17 protein-coding genes are annotated in these 11,662 nt (G+C 51.4%); 15 read left to right on the top strand and 2 right to left on the bottom strand.

Annotated features, from left to right (window positions below; translation table 11 throughout):
• The first annotated feature begins 12 nt into the window (after positions 1-12).
• Together M2416_RS23725 and slyD are read left to right on the top strand one after the other, a co-directional pair.
• Entirely contained in the window at positions 13-213 is a 201-nt protein-coding gene (locus tag M2416_RS23725; RefSeq protein WP_013364433.1) for a YheV family putative zinc ribbon protein, read from the top strand.
• A gap of 94 nt (positions 214-307) precedes the next feature.
• Positions 308-907: a peptidylprolyl isomerase gene (gene slyD / locus M2416_RS23730; protein WP_041142979.1), complete on the top strand. Its 600-nt coding sequence runs from the start codon at positions 308-310 to the stop codon at positions 905-907.
• Positions 908-989: 82 nt separating this feature from the next.
• Here slyD and M2416_RS23735 read toward each other — a convergent pair whose 3' ends face one another.
• Entirely contained in the window at positions 990-1,208 is a 219-nt protein-coding gene (locus M2416_RS23735; RefSeq protein WP_041142978.1) for a protein SlyX, read from the bottom strand.
• 222 nt (positions 1,209-1,430) lie between these two features.
• Here M2416_RS23735 and fkpA point away from each other — a divergent pair, with 222 nt between their 5' ends.
• The 11 genes from fkpA to bfr all read left to right on the top strand — a co-directional run bounded on the left by fkpA (position 1,431) and on the right by bfr (position 9,850).
• Positions 1,431-2,261 carry an FKBP-type peptidyl-prolyl cis-trans isomerase gene (gene fkpA / locus M2416_RS23740; RefSeq protein ID WP_041142977.1) on the top strand — a complete coding sequence of 277 codons (831 nt, stop codon included), beginning with the start codon at positions 1,431-1,433 and terminating at the stop codon, positions 2,259-2,261.
• 368 nt (positions 2,262-2,629) lie between these two features.
• Positions 2,630-3,352 (top strand): helix-turn-helix transcriptional regulator, encoded by a 723-nt coding sequence (locus M2416_RS23745; protein ID WP_004868391.1) that lies wholly within the window; start codon positions 2,630-2,632, stop codon positions 3,350-3,352.
• On the top strand, positions 3,352-3,738 hold the full coding sequence (tusD, locus tag M2416_RS23750) for a sulfurtransferase complex subunit TusD (RefSeq protein ID WP_134527952.1): 387 nt from the start codon (positions 3,352-3,354) through the stop codon (positions 3,736-3,738). The genes M2416_RS23745 and tusD overlap by 1 nt, the downstream gene beginning before the upstream one ends.
• Entirely contained in the window at positions 3,738-4,097 is a 360-nt protein-coding gene (gene tusC / locus M2416_RS23755) for a sulfurtransferase complex subunit TusC (RefSeq protein ID WP_259227221.1), read from the top strand. The genes tusD and tusC overlap by 1 nt, the downstream gene beginning before the upstream one ends.
• Positions 4,098-4,104: 7 nt before the next feature.
• Positions 4,105-4,392, top strand: a complete 288-nt coding sequence (gene tusB / locus M2416_RS23760) for a sulfurtransferase complex subunit TusB (RefSeq protein WP_041142974.1) — start codon at positions 4,105-4,107, stop codon at positions 4,390-4,392.
• A gap of 124 nt (positions 4,393-4,516) precedes the next feature.
• Entirely contained in the window at positions 4,517-4,891 is a 375-nt protein-coding gene (rpsL, locus tag M2416_RS23765) for a 30S ribosomal protein S12 (RefSeq protein WP_045854063.1), read from the top strand.
• 96 nt (positions 4,892-4,987) lie between these two features.
• Positions 4,988-5,458 carry a 30S ribosomal protein S7 gene (gene rpsG, locus M2416_RS23770; RefSeq protein WP_004106370.1) on the top strand — a complete coding sequence of 157 codons (471 nt, stop codon included), beginning with the start codon at positions 4,988-4,990 and terminating at the stop codon, positions 5,456-5,458.
• 96 nt (positions 5,459-5,554) lie between these two features.
• Positions 5,555-7,669, top strand: coding sequence for an elongation factor G (gene fusA, locus M2416_RS23775; protein WP_041142973.1), 2,115 nt, complete (start codon positions 5,555-5,557; stop codon positions 7,667-7,669).
• A gap of 69 nt (positions 7,670-7,738) precedes the next feature.
• Complete coding sequence (gene tuf, locus M2416_RS23780; protein WP_045854065.1) at positions 7,739-8,923, top strand: elongation factor Tu; 1,185 nt, start codon at positions 7,739-7,741, stop codon at positions 8,921-8,923.
• A gap of 182 nt (positions 8,924-9,105) precedes the next feature.
• Positions 9,106-9,300, top strand: coding sequence for a bacterioferritin-associated ferredoxin (gene bfd / locus M2416_RS23785; RefSeq protein WP_071844856.1), 195 nt, complete (start codon positions 9,106-9,108; stop codon positions 9,298-9,300).
• 73 nt (positions 9,301-9,373) lie between these two features.
• Positions 9,374-9,850: a bacterioferritin gene (gene bfr, locus M2416_RS23790; RefSeq protein ID WP_076948229.1), complete on the top strand. Its 477-nt coding sequence runs from the start codon at positions 9,374-9,376 to the stop codon at positions 9,848-9,850.
• On the opposite strand, the gene M2416_RS23795 is transcribed toward bfr, so the two are convergent.
• Entirely contained in the window at positions 9,827-10,306 is a 480-nt protein-coding gene (locus tag M2416_RS23795; RefSeq protein WP_076948228.1) for a prepilin peptidase, read from the bottom strand. The two genes, bfr and M2416_RS23795, sit on opposite strands and share 24 nt — an antisense overlap.
• 377 nt (positions 10,307-10,683) lie before the next feature.
• Here M2416_RS23795 and rpsJ point away from each other — a divergent pair, with 377 nt between their 5' ends.
• Positions 10,684-10,995 (top strand): 30S ribosomal protein S10, encoded by a 312-nt coding sequence (gene rpsJ / locus M2416_RS23800; protein ID WP_001181005.1) that lies wholly within the window; start codon positions 10,684-10,686, stop codon positions 10,993-10,995.
• Positions 10,996-11,027: 32 nt separating this feature from the next.
• Entirely contained in the window at positions 11,028-11,657 is a 630-nt protein-coding gene (gene rplC / locus M2416_RS23805) for a 50S ribosomal protein L3 (RefSeq protein WP_004868374.1), read from the top strand.
• The last annotated feature ends 5 nt before the right edge of the window (positions 11,658-11,662 follow it).

The following is an 11,662-nucleotide window of genomic DNA, read 5'->3' on the forward strand; positions in this document are numbered from 1 at the left end:
GGGTAAATCATTATGGCAGTGCGTAAACGTTTTATCGCCGGGGCAAAATGCCCGGCGTGCCAGGCCCAGGATTCTCTGGCAATGTGGCGGGAAAATAATGTCGATATTGTTGAGTGTGTTAAGTGCGGACACCAGATGCGCGAGGCGGATAAAGAGGCCCGCGAGCACGTACGTAAAGACGAACAAGTGATCGGCATTTTTCATCCGGACTAGCGTTATCTGTCGCCTTTTTTTAAGCTAGAGGGTACACGGCTGCAGAATTCCGCTACAATCTGCGCCACTATTCTTCCCATGCTCAGGAGATATCATGAAAGTAGCAAAAGACCTGGTGGTCAGCCTGGCCTATCAGGTACGTACAGAAGACGGTGTGTTGGTTGATGAGTCTCCGGTAAGCGCGCCGCTGGACTACCTGCATGGTCACGGCTCCCTGATTTCCGGCCTGGAAACTGCGCTGGATGGTCATGAAGTGGGCGACAAATTTGACGTTGCTGTCGGCGCGAACGATGCGTACGGCCAGTACGACGAAAACCTGGTTCAGCGCGTTCCTAAAGACGTCTTCATGGGCGTTGATGAGCTGCAGGTTGGCATGCGTTTCCTGGCGGAAACCGATCAGGGTCCGGTACCGGTTGAAATTACCGAAGTTGACGACGAGCACGTAGTTGTTGACGGTAACCACATGCTGGCTGGCCAAAACCTGAAGTTCAACGTTGAAGTTGTGGCGATTCGTGAAGCAACAGCTGAAGAGCTGGAGCACGGTCACGTACACGGCGCGAATGGTCACGATCACGACCATGACCACGATCATGACGGATGCTGCGGTGGCCACGGTCACAGCCATGACCACGACCACGGTCACGAACATGGCAAAGGCGGCTGTGGCGGTAACGGCGGCTGCGGCTGTCACTAAGACCTGTCGTCTTACAAGCCGCAGGCGCGTTGGCTAGCGCTGCCGGCTATAAAAAAGCGGGGAAACCCGCTTTTTTTACGCCTCAATAATGTGGAGGCGGCGTCTCTTCAGACTGCGATGCGATATACGATGACTGCGTCGCCTTCAGCTTTTCTACCATCAGACGCATATGTTCACGCATCTTTGCCATTTCGATCTCATGGGCGGTAACGGTCTTGTTGAGGTCTTCAATGGTGATTTCCTGATACGCCAGCCGGCTTTCCAGCTCCGCCAGGCGAGTCTCCAGTTTGCTATCGTGCATGAGTAACCTCTTCTGTCTTATCTCGCGGGCGGATTCTACTGAATTTTCAGCATTCGTGCAGCATCGTAACGCCCGACAGGAAACTAATTCATACAAAAATAGTCTGAAAAGAGGCGATATTCAGGTACGTCCGTATGTAGATTTGTCCTGCAACGTTCTATAGTACATTTTTTGCTTTTTACGCTAACCCTGGGGTGAGATGCCCCGGCCCTGGAGAAATGGATGAAATCACTGTTTAAAGTAACGCTGCTGGCGACCACGATGGCCGTCGCGCTGAATGCACCGCTGACCTTTGCTGCGGATACCGCTGCAAAGACGGCACCTGCAACGGAAAGCAAATCGGCATTTAAGAATGACGATCAGAAATCTGCTTATGCGCTGGGTGCATCGCTGGGACGTTACATGGAAAACTCCCTGAAAGAACAAGAAAAACTGGGCATTAAACTGGATAAAGATCAGCTGATCGCTGGCGTGCAGGACGCATTTGCCGATAAGAGCAAACTCTCCGATCAGGAAATCGAACAGACTCTGCAAGCGTTTGAAACTCGTGTGAAAACCGCTGCTCAGCAAAAAATGGAAAAAGATGCATCTGAGAACGATGCTAAAGGTAAAGCCTATCGCGACACCTTCGCTAAAGAGAAGGGCGTGAAAACCTCTAAATCCGGCCTGCTGTATAAAGTCGAGAAAGCCGGTACCGGTGACGCACCGAAAGACAGCGATACCGTGGTTGTGAACTACAAAGGGACGCTGATCGACGGTAAAGAGTTCGATAACTCCTACACCCGCGGCGAGCCGCTCTCTTTCCGTCTGGACGGCGTGATCCCGGGCTGGACTGAAGGCCTGAAGAACATTAAGAAAGGCGGTAAAATCCAGCTGGTCATCCCACCGGATCTGGCATACGGCAAAACCGGCGTTCCGGGTATCCCGGCTAACTCTACTCTGGTCTTCGACGTAGAGCTGCTGGATATCAAACCGGCTCCGAAAGCGGATGCGAAGCCTGAAGCTGCCGCTGACGCAAAAGCGGATGCAGCAAGCGCAGACGCTAAGAAGTAATGGAATTGACGCCGCCGCCCTCAAAGGCGGCGGCTTTTTTATTTGGGGCAGATATAATTAAAACTGGAAAGTGCCTCAAGCGCTGTATTACTTTAGATAGCTTAATCTTATTAATGACGATGAGCCTGCCCTGACAAGCTACACCTCATCCTTCAAGCTGCCTCTGAGCTGGCTGCATTTGCTGACTCCAGCCTCTTACTGGATTCGGTCCTGGGTATCGATAAGAGACAACCTTGTCTCTTACAAGAGCCAGCCTTCGGCTGGTCAAATTCGCTGTTGACGAATTTGTCTCAGATTTGCCGCCGCGGCGTACCTTGAACGGTTTTGTGTAAAAAATGACAGGCTCCTGAAAAGGAGTGCTTTTTTTCATGTCCAGGTCGCTTTTAACCAACGAAACCAGCGAGCTTGACCTGCTGGATCAACGTCCTTTCGACCAGACCGACTTCGATATCCTAAAATCCTATGAAGCGGTGGTGGACGGGTTAGCGATGCTCATTGGTTCCCACTGTGAAATCGTGCTGCATTCTTTACAGGATCTGAAATGTTCCGCCATTCGCATCGCCAACGGTGAACATACCGGTCGTCAAATCGGCTCGCCAATCACTGACCTGGCGCTGCGTATGCTGCACGATATGACTGGAGCTGATAGCAGCGTTTCCAAATGCTATTTTACTCGCGCTAAAAGCGGAGTGCTGATGAAGTCGGTGACGATTGCGATACGCAACCGCGAGCACCGGGTGATCGGCCTTTTGTGCATTAACATGAACCTCGATGTCCCGTTCTCCCAGATTATGAGCACTTTTATTCCGCCGGAAACGCCGGAAGTGAACTCGCAGGTCAACTTTGCCTCATCGGTTGACGATCTGGTCGCGCAAACCCTCGAGTTTACGATTGAAGAAGTGAACGCCGATCGCAACGTTTCCAATAACGCCAAAAATCGTCAGATCGTCCTGAATCTTTACGAGAAAGGGATCTTTGATATCAAGGATGCTATCAACCAGGTTGCCGATCGCCTGAATATCTCGAAGCACACGGTGTATCTCTATATCCGCCAGTTCAAAAGCGGTGATTTCCAGGGGCTGGATAAGTAATGCGTTTTGCCATTACGGTGACGGGCCCGGCCTACGGTACGCAGCAGGCCAGCAGCGCCTGGCAGTTTGCGCAGGCCGTGCTGGAGGAGGGGCATGAGCTGATTTGCGTCTTTTTCTATCGCGAAGGCGTCTATAACGCAAACCAGCTGACCGCTCCCGCCAGCGATGAGTTTGACCTCGTGCGTGCATGGCAAACATTACACGAAGCTCATGCAGTCTCGCTGCATATCTGCGTTGCGGCGGCGCTGCGACGCGGCGTAACGGACGAACATGAAGCGCAGCAGCTTGGTTTGTCTGCGTCTAATCTGCAACCTGGATTCACGCTCAGCGGCCTTGGGGCGCTGGCGGAAGCTGCATTAACCTGCGATCGGATGGTGCAGTTCTGATGAAACGCGTTGCCTTTGTTTTTTCCTCCGCGCCTCATGGCTCCGCGTCCGGCCGGGAAGGCCTGGATGCGCTGCTTGCGACCTCAGCGCTGAGCGATGAGCTCGGCGTTTTCTTTATCGGCGACGGCGTGTTTCAGCTACTGCCGGAGCAGCGGCCAGGCGCCATTCTGGCCCGCGACTATATCGCAACCTTTAAGCTCCTCTCCCTGTACGATATCGAACAGTGCTGGATGTGCGCCGCTTCTGCCCGCGAGCGCGGCCTGTCGCCCTCCACGCGGTGGGTCATAGATGGCGAGTGGCTGGAGCCAGAGGCGCTGCGTGCCCGACTCGATGATTTCAACGTGATACTGCGCTTCTGAGGCCACTATGCTCCACACTCTCAGCGTTTCCCCATGGCATACCGATCTGGCAGCGATGCTGCGTCTGGTAAAGGATGGCGACGATCTGCTGCTGCTTTCCGATGGCGTCATCGCGGCAGCCGACGGCGGGCGCTACCTTGAAATCCTGCTTTCCGCCCCCATAACCATCCATGCGCTGCAGGATGATATTGAAGCCCGCGGCCTGACCGGGCAAATTGCGGGCAGTGTCATCAGGGTTGGCTATACTGACTTCGTCAGACTTGTGCTCAAACACCCTGGACAGTTGGCCTGGTAATGGCAGGATTGTTGTATATTTCTTGACACCTTTTCGGCACCGCCCTAGAATTCTGCGTCCTCATATTATCTGAGGCGATTTATTACATGTTTACGAAGCAAAAGCTAAAACCAGGAGCTATTTAATGGCAACAATTAACCAGCTGGTACGCAAACCACGCGCACGCAAAGTTGCAAAGAGCAACGTGCCTGCACTGGAAGCCTGCCCGCAGAAACGTGGCGTATGTACTCGCGTATATACTACCACTCCTAAAAAACCAAACTCCGCACTGCGTAAAGTATGCCGTGTGCGTTTGACCAACGGTTTTGAAGTGACTTCCTACATCGGTGGTGAAGGTCACAACCTGCAGGAACACTCCGTGATCCTGATCCGTGGCGGTCGTGTAAAAGACCTTCCGGGTGTTCGTTACCACACCGTTCGTGGTGCGCTTGACTGCTCCGGCGTTAAAGACCGTAAGCAATCTCGCTCCAAATATGGCGTGAAACGTCCTAAGGCTTAATGGTTCTCCGTTAAGTAAGGCCAAACTGTTTTACCTTAATGTCAAACTAAACTCTTAGAGTTTTGGACAATCCTGAATTAACAACGGAGTATTCCCATGCCACGTCGTCGCGTCATTGGTCAGCGTAAAATTCTTCCGGATCCTAAGTTCGGATCAGAACTGCTGGCAAAATTTGTAAATATCCTGATGGTAGATGGTAAAAAATCTACTGCAGAAGCTATCGTATACAGCGCGCTGGAGACCCTGGCTCAGCGTTCTGGTAAAAATGAACTGGAAGCTTTCGAAGTCGCTCTCGACAACGTTCGCCCGACTGTAGAAGTTAAGTCCCGCCGCGTTGGTGGTTCTACTTATCAGGTTCCAGTTGAAGTCCGTCCGGTTCGTCGTAATGCTCTGGCAATGCGTTGGATCGTTGAAGCTGCTCGTAAACGTGGTGATAAATCCATGGCTCTGCGTCTGGCGAACGAACTTTCTGATGCTGCAGACAACAAAGGTACTGCAGTTAAGAAACGTGAAGACGTACACCGCATGGCAGAAGCCAACAAGGCGTTCGCTCACTACCGTTGGTAATCCCTTCGGAGTCATAGTCACCAGACGGGCGCTTCAGGTAAGTCGCCCGTTTTGGATAACTTAACTGAACGCCTAAAGAAACAAACGAGGAATCAAATGGCTCGTAAAACACCCATTGAGCGCTACCGTAACATTGGTATCAGCGCTCATATCGACGCCGGTAAGACAACAACTACCGAACGTGTTCTGTTCTACACTGGTGTAAACCACAAAATCGGTGAAGTTCATGATGGCGCAGCCACCATGGACTGGATGGAGCAGGAGCAGGAACGTGGTATTACCATCACGTCCGCTGCGACTACCTGTTTCTGGTCAGGAATGGCTAAACAGTTCGAACCACACCACATCAACATCATCGACACCCCAGGGCACGTTGACTTCACTATCGAAGTAGAACGTTCTATGCGTGTTCTTGATGGTGCGGTAATGGTTTACTGTGCTGTTGGTGGTGTTCAGCCACAGTCTGAAACCGTATGGCGTCAGGCAAACAAATATAAAGTTCCACGTATCGCGTTCGTTAACAAAATGGACCGTATGGGTGCTAACTTCCTGAAAGTTGTTGATCAGATTGAAAAGCGTCTGGGCGCGAACCCGGTCCCTCTGCAGCTGGCTATCGGCGCAGAAGAGAAATTCACCGGTGTTGTTGACCTGGTGAAAATGAAAGCTATCAACTGGAACGAAGCCGATCAGGGCGTGACCTTCGAATACGAAGAGATCCCGGCTGATATGCAGGAACTGGCTGAAGAATGGCGCCAGAAACTGGTTGAAGCCGCTGCTGAAGGTTCTGACGAACTGATGGAGAAATTCTTTGGTGGCGAAGAGCTGACTGAAGAAGAGATCAAAACTTCTCTGCGTAAGCGCGTACTTAACAACGAAATTATCCTGGTTACCTGTGGTTCTGCATTTAAGAACAAAGGTGTTCAGGCGATGCTGGATGCGGTTGTTGAATACCTGCCAGCGCCGACTGATGTTACTGCGATTAACGGTATCCTGGACGACGGTAAAGACACTCCGGCAGTTCGTCACTCTGATGACAACGAGCCGTTTGCTGCGCTGGCGTTCAAAATTGCTACCGACCCGTTTGTTGGTAACCTGACCTTCTTCCGCGTTTACTCTGGCGTTGTTAACTCTGGCGACACCGTGTTCAACCCGGTGAAATCAGCGCGTGAGCGTCTGGGCCGTATCGTACAGATGCACGCCAACAAACGTGAAGAGATCAAAGAAGTTCGTGCGGGCGACATCGCTGCAGCGATTGGTCTGAAAGAAGTGACTACCGGTGACACCCTGTGTGACCAGGATAATGTAATTATCCTGGAGCGTATGGAGTTCCCGGAGCCGGTAATCTCGATCGCCGTTGAACCAAAAACCAAAGCTGACCAGGAAAAAATGGGTCTGGCTCTGGGCCGTCTGGCTAAAGAAGACCCGTCATTCCGCGTATGGACTGACGAAGAAACTAACCAGACTATTATCGCCGGTATGGGTGAGCTGCACCTCGACATCATCGTTGACCGTATGAAGCGTGAATTCAACGTTGAAGCGAACGTCGGTAAACCTCAGGTTGCTTACCGCGAAGCGATTCGCTCTAAAGTTACCGATATCGAAGGTAAACATGCTAAGCAGTCTGGTGGTCGCGGTCAGTATGGTCACGTTGTGATCGACATGTACCCACTGGAGCCGGGCTCAAATCCGAAAGGATACGAGTTCATCAACGACATCAAAGGTGGTGTAATTCCTGGTGAATACATCCCTGCCGTTGATAAAGGTATTCAGGAACAGCTGAAAGCTGGTCCGCTGGCAGGTTACCCGGTAGTTGATCTCGGCGTGCGTCTGCACTTCGGTTCTTACCATGACGTTGACTCCTCCGAGCTGGCGTTTAAACTGGCCGCTTCTATTGCCTTCAAAGATGGCTTTAAGAAAGCGAAACCAGTTCTGCTTGAGCCGATCATGAAGGTTGAAGTAGAGACTCCGGAAGAGAACACTGGTGACGTCATCGGTGACCTTAGCCGTCGTCGTGGTATGCTGCGTGGTCAAGAATCCAACGTTACTGGCGTTGTGATTCACGCTGAAGTTCCGCTGTCTGAAATGTTCGGATATGCAACTCAGCTGCGTTCTCTGACCAAAGGTCGTGCTTCTTACTCCATGGAGTTCCTGAAGTATGATGACGCACCGAACAACGTTGCTCAGGCCGTAATCGAAGCCCGTGGTAAATAAGCCGTAGGGTTAAACCAAAATCCCGTGCTCTCTCCTGAAGGGGAGAGCGCTATAGTAAGGAATATAGCCGTGTCTAAAGAAAAATTTGAACGTACAAAACCGCACGTCAACGTCGGTACTATCGGCCACGTTGACCATGGTAAAACTACTCTGACCGCTGCAATCACTACCGTTCTGGCTAAAACCTACGGTGGTTCTGCTCGTGCATTCGACCAGATCGATAACGCACCGGAAGAAAAAGCTCGTGGTATCACCATCAACACTTCCCACGTTGAATATGACACCCCGACTCGCCACTACGCACACGTAGACTGCCCGGGCCACGCCGACTATGTTAAAAACATGATCACCGGTGCTGCTCAGATGGATGGCGCGATCCTGGTTGTTGCTGCGACTGACGGCCCGATGCCGCAGACTCGTGAGCACATCCTGCTGGGTCGTCAGGTAGGCGTTCCGTACATCATCGTGTTCCTGAACAAATGCGACATGGTTGATGACGAAGAGCTGCTGGAACTGGTTGAGATGGAAGTTCGTGAACTGCTGTCTCAGTACGATTTCCCGGGCGACGACACTCCGATCATCCGCGGTTCTGCTCTGAAAGCGCTGGAAGGCGAAGCAGAGTGGGAAGCTAAGATCGTTGAACTGGCTGGCTACCTGGATTCTTACATCCCGGAACCAGAACGTGCTATCGACAAGCCGTTCCTGCTGCCTATCGAAGACGTATTCTCCATCTCCGGCCGTGGTACTGTTGTTACCGGTCGTGTAGAGCGCGGTATCGTTAAAGTTGGCGAAGAAGTTGAAATCGTTGGTATCAAAGAGACTGCTAAGTCTACCTGTACCGGCGTTGAAATGTTCCGCAAACTGCTGGACGAAGGCCGTGCTGGTGAGAACGTTGGTGTTCTGCTGCGTGGTATCAAACGTGAAGAAATCGAACGTGGTCAGGTACTGGCTAAGCCGGGTTCTATCAAGCCGCACACCAAATTCGAATCTGAAGTTTACATCCTGTCCAAAGATGAAGGCGGCCGTCATACTCCGTTCTTCAAAGGCTACCGTCCGCAGTTCTACTTCCGTACAACTGACGTGACTGGCACCATCGAACTGCCGGAAGGCGTAGAGATGGTAATGCCGGGCGACAACATCAAAATGGTTGTTACCCTGATCCACCCGATCGCGATGGACGACGGTCTGCGTTTCGCAATCCGTGAAGGCGGCCGTACTGTAGGTGCGGGCGTTGTTGCTAAAGTTCTGAGCTAATCCTTTAGTTCTGAATTAAAAAGGGCGCTTCGGCGCCCTTTTTGCTGCCCGTCATTTAGACCCGCTAAGCGCGAGAACGACTAATATAAAAAAGTGCGTTATCGGATCTATTATATAGAGAGACTATTGTAATCATAACTATTCTCATTTACACTTTGAGCATAAATTGAACGGGAGTGAATATGTACGTTTGTTTGTGTAATGGTGTAAACGATAAAAAAATTCGTCAGGCCGTGCGTCAATTTCACCCTCAATCTTTTCAGCAGTTGCGTAAGTTTATTCCCGTTGGAAATCAATGTGGTAAATGTGTCCGCGCCGCTCGCGAGATCATGGAAGATGAATTAACTCGCATGCCGGAATATAAAGAGATCGCCTGAGACCTCCTGCTTTTCTTTGACATCTATATAGTGCGAACTACGCTTCAATGAGTGGAAGCGGAGGGACTATATAATGAAAGGTGATGTCAAAGTCATAAGTTATCTCAATAAATTATTGGGAAATGAGCTTGTCGCAATAAATCAGTACTTTCTCCATGCCAGGATGTTCAAGAACTGGGGCCTGATGCGCCTCAACGATATCGAATACCATGAATCCATTGATGAAATGAAGCACGCTGATAAATATATCGAGCGTATTTTGTTTCTTGAAGGACTGCCCAATCTGCAGGATCTCGGCAAGCTGGGTATCGGTGAAGACGTTGAGGAGATGCTGCAGTCCGATTTAAGGCTGGAGCTGGAAGGCGCCAAAGATTTACGCGAGGCGATCGCCTATGCTGACAGCGTCCACGATTATGTCAGCCGCGATATGCTGATTGAAATCCTTGCCGATGAGGAAGGCCACATTGACTGGCTGGAAACCGAGCTGGACCTGATCGGCAAAATTGGCCTACAGAATTATCTCCAGTCACAGATTAAAGTTGCTGACTAAAAGCGTTTGCCATCCACAGTAAAAACCCGCTGCAGCCAAAAAAGGGCCAAACGGCAGCGGGTTGTTCAGAACCCCCCGGCGATGCAAGATAACGACGCGCAGTAGCAGCGTGGCGCAGGCGATGAGCGTCGCCATGAATACCAGCTGCGGCAGAGACTGCCAGCCGTGCCAGGCGCCGAGAGCGGCAAGAAATTTCACATCGCCATAGCCTAACCCCTCATACCCGCGAATCCCTCTGTAAACCCAGTAGACTAAAGCAAAGGCCAGATATCCCGCGATAGCACCCCAGACGGCATTTTCCAGGCCCGTCGGCATCCGACAAAGATAAAACAGCAGGCCAAGCCAGAGCAGGGGACAGGTCAAACGGTCGGGAAGCAGCCCATACCGCAGATCGTGCCAGCATAGCGCCAGAGAAAACCCGCAGTAGAAAAGCAGAAAGGGGAGGGTCATGTACATGCGATACCCCGGCGGATGAGTTGTATACGTCGATTCTGACCAGGCAAGGTGCGAACGGCAAAGCGCGATGGCTGGTTTTACGCGCGGCAATCCACTCAGTTTGCTATTTTTCAGCCGGCAACACCGCTTTCTCCAGCAGCCTCGCAAATATAAATGATGATTTTCTACGCAGCCCTTGTGTTGGGTCCGATTTTGCGTATAATGCGCGGGCCTGTCAAAATTGGCAGGCCGGTTCGATATGAACCCTGATAGAGCTTTTAGCTATCAAACAATGTTCCCAATCGGGGAACTATGTAAGAACGGTTACACTCTCCCATCAATCGTAATGGGTATGAGGAGTAATCATTTCGTCTATAAATAATTGGAGCTCTGGTCTCATGCAGAACCAAAGAATCCGTATCCGTCTTAAAGCGTTTGATCATCGTCTGATCGATCAATCAACCGCGGAAATCGTCGAGACTGCCAAGCGCACTGGTGCGCAGGTCCGTGGTCCGATCCCGCTGCCGACCCGCAAAGAGCGCTTTACCGTTCTGATCTCTCCGCACGTCAACAAAGATGCGCGCGATCAGTACGAAATTCGCACTCACAAGCGTCTGGTTGACATCGTTGAGCCAACTGAGAAAACCGTTGATGCTCTGATGCGTCTGGATCTGGCTGCCGGTGTAGACGTGCAGATCAGCCTGGGTTAATCAGGTCATCGAGCGATTGAGAGGTTGAAACAATGATTGGTTTAGTCGGTAAAAAAGTGGGTATGACCCGCATCTTCACTGAAGATGGCGTTTCTATCCCAGTAACCGTAATCGAAGTTGAAGCAAACCGTGTTGCACAGGTTAAAGACCTGGCTAACGACGGTTACCGCGCAATTCAGGTTACCACCGGTGCTAAAAAAGCTAACCGTGTAACCAAGCCGGAAGCTGGTCACTTCGCTAAAGCTGGCGTTGAAGCTGGCCGCGGCCTGTGGGAATTCCGTCTTGCTGACGGCGAAGAATTCACCGTAGGTCAGAGCATTAGCGTTGAACTGTTTGCTGACGTTAAAAAAGTTGACGTAACCGGTACCTCTAAAGGTAAAGGTTTTGCTGGTACCGTTAAGCGCTGGAACTTCCGTACCCAGGATGCTACACACGGTAACTCCTTGTCTCACCGCGTTCCGGGTTCTATCGGTCAGAACCAGACTCCGGGCAAAGTGTTCAAAGGCAAGAAAATGGCAGGTCAGCTGGGCAACGAACGTGTCACTGTTCAGAGCCTGGACGTAGTACGTGTTGACGCTGAGCGCAACCTGCTGCTGGTTAAAGGCGCGGTCCCGGGTGCTACCGGTAGCGACCTGATCGTTAAACCAGCTGTGAAGGCGTAAGGGGA

The sequence above is a fragment of the Klebsiella sp. BIGb0132 genome (assembly GCF_024810075.1).
In the GTDB taxonomy this organism is placed as follows: Bacteria; Pseudomonadota; Gammaproteobacteria; order Enterobacterales; family Enterobacteriaceae; genus Klebsiella; species Klebsiella terrigena.